This is a genomic window from Mucilaginibacter calamicampi (assembly GCF_042676765.1).
GTDB classification, from domain to species: domain Bacteria; phylum Bacteroidota; class Bacteroidia; order Sphingobacteriales; family Sphingobacteriaceae; genus Mucilaginibacter; species Mucilaginibacter calamicampi.
Map to the genome: position 1 here is coordinate 120,986 of NZ_JBHTHU010000020.1, position 17,720 is coordinate 138,705.

General features: G+C 43.1%; 20 protein-coding genes. 14 read left to right on the forward strand and 6 right to left on the reverse strand.

All coding sequences use genetic code 11. From position 1 onward, the window contains the following. Positions 1-59 precede the first annotated feature (59 nt). Positions 60-470, forward strand: coding sequence for a hypothetical protein (locus ACFQZS_RS15405; protein WP_377101806.1), 411 nt, complete (start codon positions 60-62; stop codon positions 468-470). 12 nt (positions 471-482) lie between these two features. Here ACFQZS_RS15405 and accC read toward each other — a convergent pair whose 3' ends face one another. Continuing rightward, on the reverse strand, positions 483-1,961 hold the full coding sequence (gene accC / locus ACFQZS_RS15410) for an acetyl-CoA carboxylase biotin carboxylase subunit (protein ID WP_377101808.1): 1,479 nt from the start codon (positions 1,959-1,961) through the stop codon (positions 483-485). A 155-nt stretch (positions 1,962-2,116) separates the two neighbouring features. Here accC and ACFQZS_RS15415 point away from each other — a divergent pair, with 155 nt between their 5' ends. Continuing rightward, entirely contained in the window at positions 2,117-2,314 is a 198-nt protein-coding gene (locus ACFQZS_RS15415) for a hypothetical protein (protein WP_377101810.1), read from the forward strand. Between the two features lie 70 nt (positions 2,315-2,384). Here the strand turns inward: ACFQZS_RS15415 and ACFQZS_RS15420 are convergent, their stop codons facing one another. After that, the gene (locus ACFQZS_RS15420) at positions 2,385-2,927 is read right to left on the reverse strand and encodes a c-type cytochrome (RefSeq protein ID WP_377101811.1); all 543 of its coding nucleotides are present in this window, start codon (positions 2,925-2,927) and stop codon (positions 2,385-2,387) included. A 157-nt stretch (positions 2,928-3,084) separates the two neighbouring features. Between ACFQZS_RS15420 and ACFQZS_RS15425 the strand changes: the two genes are divergently transcribed. Genes ACFQZS_RS15425 through ACFQZS_RS15435 form a run of 3 tightly spaced genes read left to right on the forward strand, consistent with a single transcriptional unit; the run spans position 3,085 to position 7,098 of the window. Next, positions 3,085-3,447, forward strand: a complete 363-nt coding sequence (locus tag ACFQZS_RS15425) for a BlaI/MecI/CopY family transcriptional regulator (RefSeq protein ID WP_377101812.1) — start codon at positions 3,085-3,087, stop codon at positions 3,445-3,447. A gap of 5 nt (positions 3,448-3,452) precedes the next feature. Continuing rightward, on the forward strand, positions 3,453-5,210 hold the full coding sequence (locus tag ACFQZS_RS15430; RefSeq protein WP_377101813.1) for a M56 family metallopeptidase: 1,758 nt from the start codon (positions 3,453-3,455) through the stop codon (positions 5,208-5,210). 52 nt (positions 5,211-5,262) lie between these two features. After that, positions 5,263-7,098 carry a M56 family metallopeptidase gene (locus tag ACFQZS_RS15435; RefSeq protein WP_377101815.1) on the forward strand — a complete coding sequence of 612 codons (1,836 nt, stop codon included), beginning with the start codon at positions 5,263-5,265 and terminating at the stop codon, positions 7,096-7,098. Positions 7,099-7,383: 285 nt separating this feature from the next. Here ACFQZS_RS15435 and ACFQZS_RS15440 read toward each other — a convergent pair whose 3' ends face one another. Continuing rightward, complete coding sequence (locus ACFQZS_RS15440; protein WP_377101816.1) at positions 7,384-8,469, reverse strand: DNA topoisomerase IB; 1,086 nt, start codon at positions 8,467-8,469, stop codon at positions 7,384-7,386. 109 nt (positions 8,470-8,578) lie between these two features. On the opposite strand from ACFQZS_RS15440, the gene ACFQZS_RS15445 reads away from it, so the two are divergent. From ACFQZS_RS15445 to ACFQZS_RS15455, 3 genes are all read left to right on the forward strand, one after another. Beyond that, on the forward strand, positions 8,579-9,613 hold the full coding sequence (locus ACFQZS_RS15445; protein ID WP_377101817.1) for an aldo/keto reductase: 1,035 nt from the start codon (positions 8,579-8,581) through the stop codon (positions 9,611-9,613). A 150-nt stretch (positions 9,614-9,763) separates the two neighbouring features. After that, positions 9,764-10,144 (forward strand): VOC family protein, encoded by a 381-nt coding sequence (locus ACFQZS_RS15450; RefSeq protein WP_377101818.1) that lies wholly within the window; start codon positions 9,764-9,766, stop codon positions 10,142-10,144. 426 nt (positions 10,145-10,570) lie between these two features. Next, positions 10,571-10,921, forward strand: a complete 351-nt coding sequence (locus ACFQZS_RS15455; protein WP_377101819.1) for a DUF6686 family protein — start codon at positions 10,571-10,573, stop codon at positions 10,919-10,921. A gap of 101 nt (positions 10,922-11,022) precedes the next feature. Here the strand turns inward: ACFQZS_RS15455 and ACFQZS_RS15460 are convergent, their stop codons facing one another. Both ACFQZS_RS15460 and ACFQZS_RS15465 read right to left on the reverse strand, forming a co-directional pair. Continuing rightward, positions 11,023-11,229 (reverse strand): hypothetical protein, encoded by a 207-nt coding sequence (locus ACFQZS_RS15460; RefSeq protein ID WP_377101820.1) that lies wholly within the window; start codon positions 11,227-11,229, stop codon positions 11,023-11,025. Positions 11,230-11,474: 245 nt separating this feature from the next. Next, on the reverse strand, positions 11,475-12,485 hold the full coding sequence (locus tag ACFQZS_RS15465) for a threonine aldolase family protein (protein WP_377101821.1): 1,011 nt from the start codon (positions 12,483-12,485) through the stop codon (positions 11,475-11,477). A 43-nt stretch (positions 12,486-12,528) separates the two neighbouring features. Between ACFQZS_RS15465 and ACFQZS_RS15470 the strand changes: the two genes are divergently transcribed. Then, positions 12,529-13,221, forward strand: a complete 693-nt coding sequence (locus ACFQZS_RS15470) for a hypothetical protein (RefSeq protein WP_377101822.1) — start codon at positions 12,529-12,531, stop codon at positions 13,219-13,221. Here ACFQZS_RS15470 and ACFQZS_RS15475 read toward each other — a convergent pair. Next, complete coding sequence (locus tag ACFQZS_RS15475; RefSeq protein WP_377101823.1) at positions 13,218-14,432, reverse strand: BaiN/RdsA family NAD(P)/FAD-dependent oxidoreductase; 1,215 nt, start codon at positions 14,430-14,432, stop codon at positions 13,218-13,220. The two genes, ACFQZS_RS15470 and ACFQZS_RS15475, sit on opposite strands and share 4 nt — an antisense overlap. On the opposite strand from ACFQZS_RS15475, the gene ACFQZS_RS15480 reads away from it, so the two are divergent. Genes ACFQZS_RS15480 through ACFQZS_RS15500 form a run of 5 tightly spaced genes read left to right on the forward strand, consistent with a single transcriptional unit; the run spans position 14,431 to position 17,717 of the window. Then, on the forward strand, positions 14,431-15,051 hold the full coding sequence (locus ACFQZS_RS15480; RefSeq protein WP_377101824.1) for an NADH-quinone oxidoreductase subunit A: 621 nt from the start codon (positions 14,431-14,433) through the stop codon (positions 15,049-15,051). The two genes, ACFQZS_RS15475 and ACFQZS_RS15480, sit on opposite strands and share 2 nt — an antisense overlap. Continuing rightward, positions 15,044-15,523, forward strand: a complete 480-nt coding sequence (locus ACFQZS_RS15485; protein ID WP_377101825.1) for an NADH-quinone oxidoreductase subunit B — start codon at positions 15,044-15,046, stop codon at positions 15,521-15,523. The genes ACFQZS_RS15480 and ACFQZS_RS15485 overlap by 8 nt, the downstream gene beginning before the upstream one ends. Next, on the forward strand, positions 15,523-15,996 hold the full coding sequence (locus ACFQZS_RS15490) for a hypothetical protein (protein WP_377101826.1): 474 nt from the start codon (positions 15,523-15,525) through the stop codon (positions 15,994-15,996). The genes ACFQZS_RS15485 and ACFQZS_RS15490 overlap by 1 nt, the downstream gene beginning before the upstream one ends. Before the next feature lie 50 nt (positions 15,997-16,046). Further along, positions 16,047-17,186, forward strand: coding sequence for a 5-(carboxyamino)imidazole ribonucleotide synthase (purK, locus tag ACFQZS_RS15495; protein ID WP_377101827.1), 1,140 nt, complete (start codon positions 16,047-16,049; stop codon positions 17,184-17,186). A 15-nt stretch (positions 17,187-17,201) separates the two neighbouring features. Continuing rightward, positions 17,202-17,717, forward strand: coding sequence for an STM3941 family protein (locus ACFQZS_RS15500; RefSeq protein WP_377101828.1), 516 nt, complete (start codon positions 17,202-17,204; stop codon positions 17,715-17,717). Positions 17,718-17,720 lie beyond the last annotated feature (3 nt).

Here is a 17,720-nt window from a genome sequence, read left to right on the forward strand (position 1 = left end):
TTAAAAAACTGCTTTCTTAAAAGAATAATGTAATTTAGGTAAACTTAAATCTAAATGCTATGCAAGGTATTTCATTCTCTCGCATTAATATCAAAACTTATAACGCCATTTTGTGTGTAGTGCTGCCCTTGGTTTTACTGATACTCCTGGCAGAATATATCCCTGCATTAATGAATAAGTTCAATGTTAAGTGGATTTTCAGTCTTGATTTTCTGCGGTTTATACTTGTAATATCATGCTATACGCTTCCGCTTACGTATTTTTTAAGCAAGGGCTATGAACTTGCAGATTTTAATAAAGCCACCTGGGGTAGTACCGTTTTAGGGTTTATTATTTGCTGTGTAGCGTTGTTACCACTGTCATTTATTTTGTTGGTGCTGTTTGCTAAGATCAGCTTTTTTATACCGATGGCTTTTACAGCGGCAATTATTTTTATCTACTTCCGCTCGCTTAAACGCGTAACGGTGTAACAAGCGGCAAGTCTATATTTCTTTTCGATTTTTTACCCATGCCGTTACTTCTGACGATGCAGCCGCTACCCTATTTTGCGGCTTACTTAATAAGCGCTCCATAATCAGCGCGGCTATCATAGCTTCCTGCTCATTATCTTCATTAAGCACCTCGGGCGTAAAATACTTTTTAACAAAATGCGTATCAAAATTACCACTGCGGAATGCTTCGTGCTGCATTACAAATTTACCAAAGCTTAAGGTTGTGGTAATCCCGGTAATAATGTACTCGTCAATGGCGCGGATCATCCGCTCAATGGCCTCCTCGCGGTCTTTACCATAGGTAACCAGCTTGGCTATCATCGGGTCGTAATAAATAGGGATCTCCATGCCTTGCTCAAAACCATCATCTACCCTAACGCCCGGTCCTTTGGGCGTTACATAAGTTTGCAAGGTGCCAATATCCGGTAAAAAATTATTGGCGGGGTCCTCGGCATAAACACGTAACTCTACAGCATGCCCGTTTATTTTCAGGTCATTTTGTGTAAAACTGAGCGCTTCTCCGCTTGCAACACGAATCTGCTCTTTAACCAGGTCAATGCCGGTTATCAGCTCGGTAACCGGGTGCTCTACCTGCAGGCGGGTGTTCATCTCCAGAAAATAAAAGTTGAGCTGTTCATCCATGATAAACTCCACCGTACCTGCACCGGTATAGTTTACAGAGCGGGCCACATCTACCGCGCACTGTCCCATCCGTTCCCGTATCTGCGGCGTTAAAACTGATGATGGTGCTTCCTCTACCACTTTTTGATGGCGGCGTTGTACAGAGCAATCGCGCTCAAATAAATGTACAATATTGCCATGTGTATCACCCAAAACCTGTATCTCAATATGTTTAGGTGATGAAACGTACCGTTCAATAAAAACAGAACCATCGCCAAATGCCGAAGTAGCTTCGGATACAGCCAATTGCATTTGTTCCTCAAAATCCTCAACCCTGTCAACAATACGCATGCCTTTGCCGCCACCGCCCGCCGCAGCCTTTATCAGGATAGGGAAACCCACTTCTACGGCGCGTTGCTTAGCTTCGTTAACATTGGTTATGGCTTCCTCGGTGCCGGGCACCATGGGGATGTTATATTGCATAGCGGCCGCTTTTGCTGATAGTTTATTACCCATCACCTCCATAGCCTCGGGCGATGGACCTATCAATATTAATCCCGCATTGCGCACGGCGCGGGCAAACGCGGCATTCTCGCTTAAAAAGCCATAGCCGGGATGTATGCCGTCTGCGCCTGTTTGCTTACACGCTGCAATAATTTTATCAATAACCAGGTAAGATTGGTTAGACGGGGCCTCGCCAATAAAAACGGCTTCGTCGGCATATCGAACATGCAAAGCATTTCTATCCGCGGCAGAATAAACGGCAACCGTTTTAATATTCATCTCGCGCGCGGAACGCATTATTCTTAACGCGATCTCGCCGCGGTTAGCAATTAAAATCTTCTGCATAGCCATAAATGTAACAGAATTGTTGTATTAATCTAATTTGTTAAAAGGCGATATTGAGGTCCCCGTTAGCATAACCATAAAAAATATTTACAATTTAATAAAACATTTAAAACAAGTTCTCCGTATTAAACAAAAAGCGATTACAACTTATAAGAATGGATAATCTTACAAACCGTACAGATAGCGTGCTTAAAACAAAGGAAGACCTGCAAAACTTTGTTTTAGTTGCCTTTGTTTTGTTTATTTTGTTTGTTAAATGTTATATGCTAATTGTAAACCCGACAGTTGGCAATACGGCAACCACCCAAAGAAATGCAGAGGTAGTAAAAACCCACGCGACCAATAATATTTAAAACCATAAACCTATTTAAACAAATAAGCTCCCCGGAAAACCCGGGGAGCTTATTTGTTTAAAGGCTTTGCTTATCCTTGTCTGGGGGCACCAGCCGGTGCGCCACCCATTGGCGGTGTGCCTGCCGGTGCACCACCTGCCGGCGGAGCGCCTTGCGGCCTGGCACCCGGACCACCAAAAGCGGGGCGTTTTGGCACAGTCAATTCAGGTTTTGATTTACCATTATGGCAGGTGTAGCAATTAACGCTTGTTAATTTAACCATGCCTAACGAGTCTTTGTCGCCTGCTTTAAAGAATTTTTTATTGATGGTTACCATCATTTTATACATATGGCGGGCCATTTCTTTCTCTGGTTTAGCATCGCTGGCATAATCAGTCCTGTTAGCCGCTTCATCGCGGGCGTGGCAATAATTACAACGTACACCTAATGATGATGCCCACTCATCCATTATTTTACTAACCTGCTGGCGGGTTAGTTTTTTTGGCAGCACTTTTAAGTTGCTTGGTGGTGGTTGTGGCGGGCCTTGTGGCTGTTGCTGCAATGTCATTGATGCTAAGACTGTAACAGCAAGAAACAAGCTGGCTATAACGGTAATTTTTTTGTTCAGGCGCATATTGTCATATTTAAGTCATTAAATGTAAGTACTTCAATTGAATGTTGCAACGGTTATTATAAAATCATTAAAAAGTTACAAAACTAAATTGTTAAAAAGTGTAAAAAAATTTGGATTATTACGAATTACTCGTAGATTTACGAAACAATCGTAAAAAATGGAGAAGTTATCACAACAGGAAGAGGAAGCAATGCAGGCCGTTTGGCAATGCGGTAATGGTTTTATAAAAGATTTTTTAGATCAGATGGCAGAACCAAAACCCCCATACACCACCCTGGCATCAACTATTAAAAACCTGGAGCGGAAAGGCTTTTTAAAGAGCGACAAATTGGGTAACTCCTACCAATATAAACCCCTTATAAAAGAGGAGGAATATAAAAAGAAGTTTATGAATGGCTTTGTGAGCGATTACTTTGAAAATTCATACAAAGACCTGGTTACCTTTTTTGCTAAGGAAAAAAAGATAAGCGCCAGCGAATTGAAAGAGATCATCAACATGATAGAAAATCCTAAAAAATAGCCGCCATGCCAGAATTATTCACGCTGCTAATAAAAGTAAACATAGCCTTGGCGCTATTTTGCCTGGGCTATTACCTGGTGCTGCGCAAGCTAACATTTTATACGCTTAACCGCGTTTACCTGGTTGGGGGTATTATATTCTCAAGTATTTACCCGTTTATTGATCTGTCGGTATTTGCGCAACGGCATCAGGATATAGTGGCACCTGTACAAAATGTAGTTATAATATGGCAGGCACCGGCTGAGCATTTTATAAAGCAGGCCGCTTATTGGAACTGGCTGGAGGTTTTGTTCTGGACCGGAGCAGCTTTATTTACCATTCGATTGTTGTTTCAATTGGTATCGCTGTATAAAATATATAGCCGCTCAACCAAACGGGAGATAAACGGACAAATTATTCGGGTTGTAAATGGCGATATCAGTCCTTTTTCTTTTTGGCAAAGCATTTATATCAACCCCGAAAAGCTAAGTGCCGGCGACCTGAACAACATTATAGAGCACGAGCAGGTGCACGTTAAAGAGTGGCATACCCTTGATGTTTTGTTAACAGAGATAAGCGTGATATTTTATTGGTTCAATCCGGGCATTTGGATGATGAAAAGGGCAGTGCGCGAGAACATTGAGTTTATAACCGACCGCAAAATATTGCAAAAAGGAATGGATAGCAAAGCCTATCAATACAGCTTGCTTAACGTAACCTTTAACCAACCGGCACCTGCTATTACCAGCAATTTCAATTTTTCAACCTTAAAAAAGAGGATAATGATGATGAACGCTAAAAGATCTTCAAACCTAAACCTTACCCGTTACGCGTTTTTAATGCCTGTAGTAGTGGTGTGTCTGTTTATTTTCAGTCTTTCTAAAGCCGAAACGGTAAAAGCCAGTCCTACTTTTAAGGCAGTTTCTGCAGCGGTAGAAAACATTAAAAGCATCGTTTTTAATGCAGACACTACCCCGGTTAAAAAAGCAGTAAAACAGACCAGCCCGACTAAAAAGGCAAATGCTGTTGGAAATAAAAGTGTAGCTACTCAAACAGCCTCAAATTTAACTCCTTCAATAAACATAAGAAACCTGGTTTCATCCGACTCTGTAGTATACGTAATTAACAACAGGATAGCTACAGTACAGATCTTTAATAAATTAGATTTTAACGAAATTGAATCAATAAATATAATTAAAGGTAATGCCACTGATTTTCTCTCAAAAATTTCGGACGCCGGTACCGCTCGGAGAGGTAACGCGAATGGCGCTATTGTAGTTACTTTAAAGAACGCGCTTAATGGTGGAGCATCATCGCTTAAGTATACCGATGGATATGGTAATGTTAGTAACGGCGTTGTAGCCAGAGCAGCACGCCCGGCCGATACCACCGGCCTTACAATTAGAGGAGCAACATTGCGCGATGACGCACCGTTGATAATAGTAGACGGAAGAGAAAGATCATCCATTAATTCTATAGATCCGAATGATATTGAAACCGTAAGTGTATTTAAAGACGCCCGTGCAATAAATGCCTACGCCTCTTATGGTGAAAGAGCCAAAAACGGGGTTATAGTTATTACAACTAAAAATGGGAAGTATAGCAACGGGGATTTATATGACAAGCTTATTGTAGTTGACGGAAAAATTGAGACAGAAAGAAGTTTGAAAGAAATAAGTGCCGACCGGATTGAGAGTTTTACATTGCTAAAAGGGGCCTCTGCTGTGCCGCTATATGGCGAAAAAGCCAAAAATGGCGCTATCATCATTACTACCTATAAATAGGTAGTTGATCAGTGATTGGATAATCAGTTGTTACGTATAAATTATAATTACCATGCCTGAGTTTTTCGCCATTCTGATAAAAGTAAACATAGCCCTGGTGCTGTTTTGCCTGGGTTATTACCTGGTGCTGCGCAAGCTTACCTTTTATACGCTAAACCGCGCTTATTTAGTAACGGGTATTTTAGTATCAAGTATGTATCCGTTTATTGACCTGTCTGTATTCGCGCAACGGCATCAGGATATTGTGGCTCCCGTGCAAAACGTGATAATAGTTTGGCAGGCCCCCGCCCGGCACTTTATACAACAAGCCGCTTACTGGAAATGGTTGGAACTACTTTTTTGGACCGGCGCTGTGCTGTTTGCTTTGCGACTGCTGTTTCAATTGACATCGTTATATAAGATCTATAACAGATCAACGCCTACCAGTATAAACGGGCAAAACATTCGTGTTGTAAAAGGCGATATCAGCCCTTTCTCGTTCTGGAAAAGCATTTATGTAAACCCCGAAAAACTAAGCGCAACCGACCTTAAAAATGTGTTGGCACATGAGCAGGTACACGTGGATGAATGGCATACATTGGATATTTTATTGACCGAGATAAGCGTGATATTCTACTGGTTCAACCCCGGCATATGGATGATGAAACGGGCCGTGCGCGAGAACATTGAGTTTATAACCGACCGTAAAATATTGCTGAAAGGGATGGATAGCAAAGCGTATCAATACAGCCTGCTTAATATAACTTTTAACCAGCCCGCCCCCGCCATTACCAGCAATTTTAATTTTTCAACCTTAAAAAAAAGAATTATGATGATGAACGCTAAAAGATCCTCAAAAATAACACTTACCCGCTACGCGTTCTTGGTGCCGCTGGTTATGGTAAGTTTGTTCGCCTTCAGTCTTTCAAAAGCCGAAACGGTGAAAACCAACCCGGCTTTTAAAGCTGTTGCGGATGCGGTGAAAACTATAAACAATGCGGTGTTAAACAACGATACCGTACCGGCAAGCACCCGCACGGTAACAGGCACTGTTACTGTAAAAAAAGGAACCAACGGCACAACAAAAACTATCACCCTAAAAGGCACCGGTGTTAACAACCTTACCTTTACTATAGACAGTCCACGAATTGAGCGCCAAACAGTAACCGTTACCGGCAAAAGACCCGGTCAAAGAGATTCTGTTATTACTTTCACTATTGGAGGTGAGCCATTGGGAAATTTCGATCCTATTGCGTACAACTTGAGGACAACACAGTTTAAAAACGCGGATGTTGTTTACAGGATGAATGCTGAAGCCAAGGCGCTGCAAATGCATGGACTTACTTTTACCTCAGCACGCGACTCTGCAAATAGAGCAAATTACACAACCGAGAAAGTAGTAACCGGTTATGGGATATCTTCAGCCGGCAAAAACATAACCGAGAAAGTAGTAACCGGTTATGGAACATCATCAGCCGGCAAAAACTTAACCGAGAAAGTAGTAACCGGTTATGGAACATCATCAGCCGATAAATACATGAGCCGAACAACCAAAAGCTTAACGGGCGATACCCTCAATAATAAAAGGATTGCTTATGGCAACAATTTAGCGTTATACAACTCTGCCGCGGAAAACCTGCTTGGCAAAACGTACAACTACCTTCCGGGCCAGGCAGTTCAAGAAGCTAATGGTTTGTGGCACGTAATAACTACTGATGCTAATGGCAAGCAAACCACGCCTGTTCAACCGCTTTATGTAGTGGATGGTAAAGAGGTTAATCAAAAAGACCTTAAATCTTTCAATGGGTCTGTAGTTTATTTATCCGGCAATACAGCTACCGAAAAATACGGAGAAAAAGGTAAAAACGGCGTATTGGTTATTACCACAAATAAAGACAAACAGAAATAAAAAAATTTTATGTAACCTTTTGTGTCACAACGTAGTCTTATCGCCACTTGGTTTAAAATCAATGACGATGAAAGGCTCAAGTAAAAGGTTGCTGATTTGCTGACCACAAATTAACGACAAAAAGAAAACCCGCCGAAAGCGGGTTTTTCTTTTTATCACCCCTCACATAAATAAAAGTTGTCATTGCGAGGTACGAAGCAATCGCGAACTAATGTAGTCCGCTTTTCTCCTTGCGATTGCTTCGTACCTCGCAATGACAAGATTGACGGTTTATTAGTTTGGAGTTTAACTTGCCACCGCCAGTTTCTCTTTTTCCAACAGGGCCAGCAGCGCTTTTTCGGCAACATTTAATTCTGATGCTTTTATATCCTGGTGCTCATCAATTTCCTTAATGTAATTAAACAGTGTGCCCTCCTCGTAGCTTTTTATTACTGTGGGGTGCACGTAGTACTTTTTACAAACCGTGCGAGTGTTGCCTAAATTAATGGCTACCTCATCCAAAACACTTACTATTTTCTTTTTGCATTCGCTTACGGTTTCAAATTCGCCTGCTTCTTTAAAAGCATACAGCGCGCTTACACTGCCTGCCCAGGTGCGGAAATCCTTAGCCGTAAAGTCCTCGCCGGTTATCTGCTTAAGGTAATTGTTTACATCGCCTGATCCTATAACACAACGGGTTCCATCCGCATTGTAATACTGAAAAAGATCTTTACCCGGAATGTCCCTGCACTGCTTAACCAGGCGTGCCAGCTTGCGGCTTTGCAGCGCTATTTTATGCATTACGCCTTTTTTGCCTTTAAATTCAAATTTAAGCTGGGTGCCGTCAATTTTAACGTGCCTGTCCTGCAAAGTAGTAAGGCCGAATGATCCATACAGCTTTTTGTACGACTCGTTCCCTACCCTTATACTGGTCAGCTCCATTAAACGCACTACCAATGCTACCACCTTATCATGGTCAAGATTAGGGCGGGCCAGGTCCTTGTCTACCTGCATTCTTATTGATGGTAAATGCGATGCAAAAGTTTGCAGCCTATGGTATTTTGATTGATTACGAATACTGTTCCATGCGCTGTGGTAGCGGTATTGCTTGCGGCCCGCGGCATCAACACCGGTAAATTGCAGGTGGCTGTTTTCAAAAGGGGATATCCATACCCGCGTGTAGGCCGGAGGGATAACCATGGCGTTAAAGCGCTGTATTTGCTCCTTATCCTTTACAAGTGTTCCTTCCGCATCATAATAACTCCAGCCCTTACCGGCTTTTTTACGTGTGTAACCAGGGTTAGAGTCGCTCACATAGCGCAATCCAACGGCTTTGGCGGTTATTTTAGGGTCGCGGCCTATTTTTTCTAATTTCTTTTGTAAGCGATTCATAACATGCTAACAACAGCCACCATAGTTTTAAGTTTGACCTTTAACTAACCATTTTATTAGAGAATTTTCCGAATTTTAGTTTTTATCTTCACAACAAATTATCTGATTTATGAAATACAATCTCTTAGGAAACACAGGCATTTATGTGTCTGAAATTTGCTTTGGTACCATGACCTTTGGCGGCAGCAACGGTGGCGTATGGACCAATATGGGCAACGTACAGCAGGAAGAAGTTAACACCATGATGAAAACCGTAGTAGACGCGGGAATTAACTACATTGACACTGCCAATATTTACTCTTTTGGCGAATCAGAAACGCTATTGGGTCAGTCTATAATTGATCTGGGCCTTAAACGTAACGATCTGGTTATTGCTACCAAGGTGCGGGGCCGCATGAGCAAAGGCGTTAACGATGTTGGCTTAAGCCGTTTAAACATTTTTCAGTCTGTTGATGCCAGCTTAAAGCGTATGCAGATAGACCATATTGATCTGCTATATGTGCACGGCACCGACCTGAAAACACCAATTGAAGAAACCGTACGCGCGCTGAACGATATTGTAATGACCGGCAAGGTGCGCTATATATCCATTTGTAACTGGCCCGCCTGGATGGTAATGAAAGCACAGGGCATAGCCGACAAATACGGCTGGAATAAATTTGTAGGCATGCAGTATTACTACTCGTTATCCACCCGCGATATTGAGCGCGAGGTTGTACCATTGTCTATTGACCAAAACATGGCCATTATGCCATGGAGCCCGCTGGCAGGTGGTTTCCTATCGGGCAAGTTTACCCGCAGCGACGCTACCGACAGCGATTCGCGCCGCGCCAAGTTTGATTTCCCGCCGATAAATAAAGACAGGGCCTATGATATAATTGATGTGCTGACCGAAATTGGCAAACAGCACGGCGTATCAGTAGCGCAAGTAGCATTGGCATGGGTACGTTTGCAAAAAGGCGTTACCAGCACCATTATAGGCGCTAAAACTGTTGCGCAACTGAATGACAATATAAACTCTATAAACGTGGCCTTATCTGCTGAGGAACTTAAACGCCTTGACGAGATAAGCGCACTGCCACCGGAATACCCGGGCTGGATGGTTATAAGGCAATCTGCCGACAGGGAACCGCCTGTTCAGTAGGCAGTTTTTAGGTGGCAGTTGGCAGGTCCAGGTCACGTAATATCAATTTGTTATTCTGAGCGATAACATATTATCAATAGCGATGGGTTTGAAACCCATCGCTATTTTTTTGTCCAAAAAACCTAAATTGCATTGCTAAACGTCTATCCCATGTACAAACCCGAAAACTACAATTCCCTTTCTCCCTACCTTATTGTTAACGGCGCGCAGCGCCTTGCCGATCTGTTAATAACAATTTTTGACGCTAAAGAGCTGCGAAAGTATAATCGCCCGGATGGCACTGTTATGCATATGGAAGTATTGATAGACGATAGCGTATTGATGATAAGCGATGCTACCGCCGACTATCCGGGTCAAAAAACCATGCTGCACCTTTACGTGCCAGATGTTTTGAAAACATTTAAACTGGCTATTGAGAACGGCTGCGAGCTGATTGAAGAACCGGTAAACAAAAACGGCGACCCGGATAAACGCGGCGCTTTTTATGATTTTGCCGGCAACTATTGGGCGGTGAGCACGCAAATGGAATAATAGCTATCTTAGCGGCATGACAGCATTCACGCAGATCCTCCGCGCCATATTCATTGTTTTTTTATGTGTAAACCTGTTTACGTGGTTTACAACCTATGCCTTAGGGCGCGCTGTACCGGGAAAAACCGACATGTTTTTTGGGTCGAATGGGATGGTGTTGCTGGGGTTGGTTATTTTGTTTAATTATTTGCATAATAAGAATAAGACACGGAATGGTGCGGGAAAGTAACCCGCTTAGCACTTTTTTTACTATCACAATTTCAACTATAGTGGCCGGAAGCCATAACATTTACATCTTTCCTTCAGATTTTATTTTTATTTGGATTTATTCTAAATAAGGCCTTACTTTGTTTCGTTCTCTTTAAATAAGAGTAAAAAACTAAAGTCCTGCCTGCCGCTGTTTAATGCGGAAACGCTTAAACGGGTATGGCAGGCACTATTTACACTATGTGCGAAACGGTTATACTCAGTAAAATTGGTGCTACTATAATAAGTCAATGCATGGATTGTAAGATCCTTACCTTGTGGACACGCACCCTTTTACTTAACTTTTCGCCTGAGCAATTTATAAGTTTTAAGAATTTTACGGCTAATCTGGAGGTGGATCTAAGCCTGTTCCCTTTTCCGGATGGTGAAGAGCGCCTGGTGTTACGTACACCGCACAGCGATATTTGTATGACGTTCAGTATTGACGATTGGGACAACTTTCAGCAAGCGATGGAAGAAGCCCGCTATATGATGGAGGTTTATAACTTAATAACAAAACCCGGAGAATAGCTTGACAGCATTTCAGGTTGCTTTACTGTGTTGGTTATAAATTACAAACGGCTCTGTTCGTAGTCTTCAGGGGAGACTATATACCTGTTAGACCAAACCTGTTAATTGTACGCAACAATAAATTCAATTGCCGTTAATGCAATTATGGCAAAAAACAAGCAAGCAAATACTATTAATGCCTTTTTCAGTTTCTTTTTATCACTATTCTTCAACCACAACATCAGGTTTGAGAACACTATAAGCATGCTTGGAATAATTATAAGAACTTTTACTATTGTCAATATGGTATAAATCGCAGTTTTATTCATTGTAATTACTTTTTGGTTTTTTCCACGCTGACGCTATTGGTTTAGTGGGACAAAAAATACCTGATCTTCAAAACATTGAATACCAGATAATTAACATAATTTTACAGCTAACTTTCCTGACGAATAAGTAGTCTCACTTTGTCCCAACCCAAAACTGCAAACTACTAACTGCCAACTCATTATTGAAAATCTTGTCCCACTTTGTCTCAACTTGTCTCACTCGCACGCGGGACAAAACGCGCACATCAAAGCGCCTTGAGGGCGTTAACTGCATACTCCACTTGTTCAGGGTGTACATCCAGGTGCAGCACAAAACGTATGCGGTTAGGCGCGGTAGCCATGGCCTTGATACCCTTGCCCGCCAGCCGCTCAATTACCGCAGAGGCGGGTTGAAGGGTATCAAACAACACAATATTGGTCTCGGCCGGCAAAACACCGCTCACCCAGGGGCACCGGCCAAGCGCTTCAGCAATTATGGCGGCATGCTTGTGGTCAATCTTTAAACGCTCAACGTGATGATCTAAGGCATAGATACCAGCTGCCGCCAAAAAGCCCGCCTGCCGCCATCCCCCACCCAACACCTTGCGAATACGCTTCGCCTGTTTAATAGTATCCGCATCCGCCAGCAACACCGATCCCACCGGTGCCCCCAACCCTTTTGATAGGCACACGGAGATGCCATTAAAGTAATGGCCATAGTCGGCCGCGCTATCGCCGGTATGGGTCAGGGCGTTAAAGATGCGGGCACCGTCTAAATGCAGTTTAAGTCCGCGCGCCTGGCATAGTTCAGCAATGGGTTTTATCTGCTCCAACGTGTAGCAGCTACCTCCCCCACGATTACTGGTATTCTCCAAAACAACCAAACTGGTGCGCGGGTAGTGTATGTTATCGGCATTGATCTCTGGCGCTATCATGTCAGCTGTTATCAACCCACGGTAACCATTAACCAACCTTGCAGACGCGGCCGAGTTAAAAGCTATACCTCCACCCTCGTAACGGTAAACGTGGGCGGTTTGGTCGGCTATCAGTTCATCCATAGGCCGGGTAAAGCATTTAATGGCAATCTGGTTGGTCATGGTTCCTGATGGGCAAAACAAACCCGCCTCCATTCCAAATAAAGCGGCGGTCTTTGCCTCCAATTGGCTAACGGTTTCGTCTTCGCCAAACACATCATCGCCAACCTTGGCGCTCATCATGGCCTGTAACATACCCGGTGTAGGTTGGGTAAGGGTATCGCTTCTTAAATCAACGGTCATACTATATTAAATATGCCTAAAATTACGTTATTTGTGTTTTAGTATGATACGCCATATTACACCCATTTTATTATTGAGCCTGCTAAGCTTTAGTGCCATTGCCCAAAAATGGCAGCAGGGCTATTTTTATGATAAGCGGGGTGTAAAAAATGTGGGCTACGTAAACCAAACTCCATCGGGCAAGGGGCCTATAAAAAACGAGGCCTTTATTGAGTTTAAGGAATACGAAAAAGACAAGCCCATGAAACTTAGTGCCAGCGACATGAAATCGTACGTGGTTGGCCGGGATAGTTTTGTTGTTTCCGTTTCACTTACAGACGATTGGGCAAGCGAGCAAATGGACTTTATACGCGTAGCCATAAACGCACCCTTGAAATTGTACATGGCAAAGGTAGGCAACATAAACGCCAGGCAAAAGGCAGTCTCTGTAAACCCGGCCCTGAGCACAGGCTACGGTAGCGGGGGTTTGGGTGGCGGCTTAGGTGGCGGTGTATCTATCAACTTAGGCCGTAACCGCGGTGGCGGGGGTACGCATATAGCCTACCTATACGGCGAAAGCACCAACGGAATGAAAGCCATTACAGAAGAGAACTTTATTGATGTGATGATTGAGGTGATGGGCGACGAACCCGCTGCAGTTGAGCAATTACGAAGTGGCAAAGTAACGCTTCGCGATATGGAGAAGATAATAGCTTACTACCACAAGCTGGAAGATGAGCGCGCGCGTCGCCGCTAAATATTTTGGGCTATTACAAACCCGCTTGCCCAGGCCCACTGAAAATTATAACCACCCAGCCATCCGGTAACATCAACGCATTCGCCGCCAAAGAACAGGCCCGGTATTTTTTTAACTTCCAGTGTTTTTGAGTACAGTTCCTCAGTCGATACACCTCCGCGCATTACCTCGGCCTTATCATAACCCTTATCGCCGGCAGGCTTTACCTTAAAATTGTGGATGAGGTTATGAATGCTCTCCAGATCAGTTTTACTTAACGATGCCAGGTTCTTTTCAACCGGCAAATGGTTGCTCAACGCCTCAACAAACTTGCGGGTGTAAAAGGTTGTAAGAAAATTCAAAAGCATCTTTTTGCCGTTGACCGTGCGCTCCTCTTGTATAAGTTGGGTAATATCCTGATCAGGCAACAGATCGATATAAATAAACTCGCCCGGCCGCCAATAGGATGATATCTGCAAAATAGCAGGCCCGCTCAAGCCCCAATGGGTGAACAAAATGTTCTCGTCAAAGCTGGCCCTGTCATTCCACACCCGGCAAAAAATACTGTTGCCGGATAGCTGCTCATACCAGGGTTGATCTTTCCCGGTAATGGTTAGCGGTACCAGCGCCGGCGCTGTATTAACAATATTCAGGTTGAATTTACGCGCGGTGCGCAGGCCAAAATCTGTAGCGCCCATTTTAGCTATGGGCAGGCCGCCTGATGCTATAACCACCCTTGGCGCGGTTAGTTCTGCTTCCTCGCCATAGCTTTCGTAAACTATCTTAAAACCCTCGGCTGTTTGCTCAACTTGTTTTACGTCGGCATTGCATTGAATCTGCTGACCAAGATCGTGACATAGATCAGTAAACACTTTTACTACATCGCGTGCCTTATCGCTTTGCGGAAACAACTGACCCAACGTTTTTTCTTTGCCCGTTATGCCATAGGTTTCAAAAAAACTAATGGTGTCGTCCACAGTCCACTGCGCAAAAGCCGACTTTACAAAATGTTCGTTCTCGCTTATAAATTGCTGATGCGATGCATATAAGTTAGTGTAGTTACAGCGCCCACCACCACTGATCAATATCTTCGCGCCCACCTTATCGTTTTTCTCCAAAATAAGGGTTTGCTTACCTAAAAAACCAGCCTGAACTGCACACATCAAACCACATGCGCCTCCGCCGATAATTATAGCATCAAAATGGGTTTGTTTTATTAATTTTGCAGACATGGGTGAAGTTTCGCAAATATCAGAATTTGGCAAGATACTTATCTTTTTAATTGCGGGAATAATTATGGTTTGCGTTGGCTTCCTGGTTAACCGTATTTTATCTACCAATAAACCTAACCCAATTAAGCTATCCTCCTACGAATGCGGCGAGGAGCCAACCGGCAATGCCTGGCTGCCATTTAACTCACGTTTTTATGTTATCGCGTTGGTTTTCTTGTTGTTTGATGTGGAGATGGTATTTATTTTCCCCTGGGCAACGGTGTTCGGTAATCACGAAATTATTGCGGCCGCACCAAATTGGGGATGGTTCTCTTTAGCCGAGATGTTTATATTTTTGGGTATATTAATATTAGGTTTGGTTTACGTTTGGGTAAAAGGCGATCTGGATTGGATAAAACCCAACCCTACTGTGCCAACTACCAATGTAAGTATTCCGGCAGCATTGTATGAAAAAGTTAATCGGCAGCAAAGTGCTTACACCGTTAAAAAGTTTGAGGTAGCACCTGCTGTTGTTTCTGCCGTAGTTGCTGCCCCGGTTGCTGAACAGTCATCAGGCGATGCACCCGTAAGAAAGCCCATGTTTAAACCAAGTTTTAAAAAACCGGCAAGCGATGAGTGATATCAGCAACGAAGGCGGTGGTTTTGTAGTAACCAAACTAAATGATCTGCTTAACTGGTCGAGGTTATCTTCCGTATGGCCATTGCAATTTGGTATTGCCTGCTGCGCCATTGAAATGATGGCTTCATATGCTTCAACTTATGATCTGGAACGTTTTGGCGTCTTCCCTCGTGCATCTGCGCGCCAGGCGGATGTTATCATCATAGCCGGAACAGTTACTTTTAAAATGGCCGAGCGCATTAAACTACTATATGAGCAAATGCCCGAGCCAAAATATGTTATCTCTATGGGATCGTGCTCTAATTGTGGTGGGCCGTATTGGCAGCATGGCTACCATGTGGTTAAGGGTGTTGATCGGGTAATTCCTGTTGATATATACGTGCAAGGCTGCCCGCCCCGCCCAGAAGCTTTGATAGGTGGTATATTAGAGCTTCAAAAGAAAATAGAAGGCGAACAATTGATCAACCTATAATGCCGAATTTAACCGCATACAGAAAGAACGCCTTAAAAAACATCCTTTGGGTGGGCTTTTTGGTAGGCTCTTTAGATGGACTTGCGGCACTATTGCTTAACTACAACGTGGGTCCCGCGCCTATTTTCAAGTTTATTGCCAGCGGCGCATTTGGTCAGGATGCATTTAAAGGTGGCGCGGAAATGGTAGTTGCGGGTATTGTATTTCACTACCTTATTGCCTGGTTGTTTGCAACAGCATTTTACATGCTTTATCCTTTTAGCTTGTCGATTTTAAAAAACAAGTACGTTGTTGCCAACGTTTACGGCGGCATAACCTGGCTGGTTATGAATATGATAGTGGTGCCGTTAAGCAAAATAGGTCCGCACAAATTTGAAGCGTTTGCTGTTATAAAGGCCTTATTAGTTTTGATTATCTGTGTTGGGTTGCCGATTGCGCTGATAGCGGATAAGAAGCTGCATGCAGACAGATAGCAGAACACCTTAGGCTTTTTAACCTATTTTGGGTAAACTTGCAGTTGCAAATGAAAACATTTTACGGAGACCTTAAACTGGGCATTTTGGGCGGCGGACAACTGGGCCGCATGCTGATACAACAGGCTATTAATTATAACGTTACGGTTAAAGTGCTTGACCCTGATCGCGAGGCGCCTTGCCGCAAACTGTGTGATGAGTTTGTGGTTGGTGCACTAAACGACTACAATACCGTTTACAATTTCGGCAAAAAGGTTGACCTGCTTACCATTGAGATAGAGAAGGTAAATGTTGATGCGCTTGAGCAGTTAGAAAAAGAGGGTGTAGTTGTGTACCCGCAGGCACGCGTTATAAGGCTTATACAGGATAAAGGTTTGCAAAAGCAATTCTTTAAACAAAATGATATCCCAACCGCGCCTTTCCAGGTGATCTCTTCGCCGGCTGAACTGGAGCAAACAACAATGCCCTTTCCTTACATTCAAAAATTAAGGCGCGATGGCTACGATGGGCGCGGAGTTTATAAAGTAGTGGATGAATCTTACCTGAAAGATGCTTTTAAAGAACCGAGCTTAATTGAGCAATGGGTAGATTTTGAAAAGGAAATAGGCGTTATTGTAGCACGTAATGAAAGCGGCGATATCAGCGCCTTCCCGATGGTGGAGATGGAGTTTAATCCCGATGTTAACCTGGTGGAGTTTCTGATAACACCCTCTACCCTGCCGTTTGAAATACACCAGCAAGCTGAAACAATTGCTAAAAAAATAGCCGACGACCTGAAAATTGTAGGTTTATTGGCCGTTGAAATGTTTTTAACCAAAGACGGGCAGATATTGGTGAACGAACTGGCACCGCGCCCCCATAACAGCGGGCATCAAAGTATTGAGGGCAATGTAGTATCACAATTTGAGCAGCATTTACGGGCGATATTTGATCAACCTCTGGGCGACACCGCCTGTCTTAACAACGCCATAATGGTAAACGTTTTAGGCGAAGAAGGCCACGAAGGACCGGCGGTTTATCAAGGCATTGAAAAGATATTAAAATGCCCGGGCGTATATGTACATTTATATGGCAAAGCCTTAACCAAGCCTTTCCGTAAAATGGGGCATGTTACTATTATTGACGCAGATAGAGAGAATGCTATTGAGAAGGCAAGGTTTGTGCAAAAAACATTGAGGGTTATTAGTTAGTAAGTTTTTAAGAATTTGATTGAACTAAAATTTTACAAATCATCGCTTAAAGCACTTAAGTTGTTGCTGTTGGCTTCGCCCTTTATAGCTTTTAGCCTTTTCGATATTGTAAATCATGCTAACACAATGCCTTTATGGTTTGCGTGGTTCAGCCTTTGTTTTTTTGGACTTGCCATACCTGTAGCTTTGTTTCATCTGTTCGACCGCAGACCGCAGATCATTATTAATGAACTTGGTATTTTTGATCGCATGGCGTATAAAGAAATGGTAAATTGGGAATTAGTTCAAGACGCCTATCGGGCCGATATTCACGGTCAAAAATTTATATGTATTGTATTAGACGAAAAAGCGATTCCGTTACTAAAAGGAAATAAAAATCTAAAAAATTTATCCAAAGCAATGGGCTTTCAAGAAGTGAATTTATCTTTAGGGCAGTTAAAAAAAAGCGATCAGGAAAAGATTGAATGGCTGATAATAAATTTGATGAACGCAGATCCTTTGAAAAGAAAACAGTTAATGCTTGATAACTAAACA

Bases quoted from the DNA above. Each gene is read 5' to 3' on its own strand.
- ACFQZS_RS15405 (WP_377101806.1), top strand. From the start codon at position 60: ATGCAAGGTATTTCATTCTCTCGCATTAATATCAAAACTTATAACGCC.
- accC (WP_377101808.1), bottom strand. From the start codon at position 1,961: ATGCAGAAGATTTTAATTGCTAACCGCGGCGAGATCGCGTTAAGAATA.
- ACFQZS_RS15415 (WP_377101810.1), top strand. From the start codon at position 2,117: ATGGATAATCTTACAAACCGTACAGATAGCGTGCTTAAAACAAAGGAA.
- ACFQZS_RS15420 (WP_377101811.1), bottom strand. From the start codon at position 2,927: ATGCGCCTGAACAAAAAAATTACCGTTATAGCCAGCTTGTTTCTTGCT.
- ACFQZS_RS15425 (WP_377101812.1), top strand. From the start codon at position 3,085: ATGGAGAAGTTATCACAACAGGAAGAGGAAGCAATGCAGGCCGTTTGG.
- ACFQZS_RS15430 (WP_377101813.1), top strand. From the start codon at position 3,453: ATGCCAGAATTATTCACGCTGCTAATAAAAGTAAACATAGCCTTGGCG.
- ACFQZS_RS15435 (WP_377101815.1), top strand. From the start codon at position 5,263: ATGCCTGAGTTTTTCGCCATTCTGATAAAAGTAAACATAGCCCTGGTG.
- ACFQZS_RS15440 (WP_377101816.1), bottom strand. From the start codon at position 8,469: ATGAATCGCTTACAAAAGAAATTAGAAAAAATAGGCCGCGACCCTAAA.
- ACFQZS_RS15445 (WP_377101817.1), top strand. From the start codon at position 8,579: ATGAAATACAATCTCTTAGGAAACACAGGCATTTATGTGTCTGAAATT.
- ACFQZS_RS15450 (WP_377101818.1), top strand. From the start codon at position 9,764: ATGTACAAACCCGAAAACTACAATTCCCTTTCTCCCTACCTTATTGTT.
- ACFQZS_RS15455 (WP_377101819.1), top strand. From the start codon at position 10,571: ATGGCAGGCACTATTTACACTATGTGCGAAACGGTTATACTCAGTAAA.
- ACFQZS_RS15460 (WP_377101820.1), bottom strand. From the start codon at position 11,229: ATGAATAAAACTGCGATTTATACCATATTGACAATAGTAAAAGTTCTT.
- ACFQZS_RS15465 (WP_377101821.1), bottom strand. From the start codon at position 12,485: ATGACCGTTGATTTAAGAAGCGATACCCTTACCCAACCTACACCGGGT.
- ACFQZS_RS15470 (WP_377101822.1), top strand. From the start codon at position 12,529: ATGATACGCCATATTACACCCATTTTATTATTGAGCCTGCTAAGCTTT.
- ACFQZS_RS15480 (WP_377101824.1), top strand. From the start codon at position 14,431: ATGGGTGAAGTTTCGCAAATATCAGAATTTGGCAAGATACTTATCTTT.
- ACFQZS_RS15475 (WP_377101823.1), bottom strand. From the start codon at position 14,432: ATGTCTGCAAAATTAATAAAACAAACCCATTTTGATGCTATAATTATC.
- ACFQZS_RS15485 (WP_377101825.1), top strand. From the start codon at position 15,044: ATGAGTGATATCAGCAACGAAGGCGGTGGTTTTGTAGTAACCAAACTA.
- ACFQZS_RS15490 (WP_377101826.1), top strand. From the start codon at position 15,523: ATGCCGAATTTAACCGCATACAGAAAGAACGCCTTAAAAAACATCCTT.
- purK (WP_377101827.1), top strand. From the start codon at position 16,047: ATGAAAACATTTTACGGAGACCTTAAACTGGGCATTTTGGGCGGCGGA.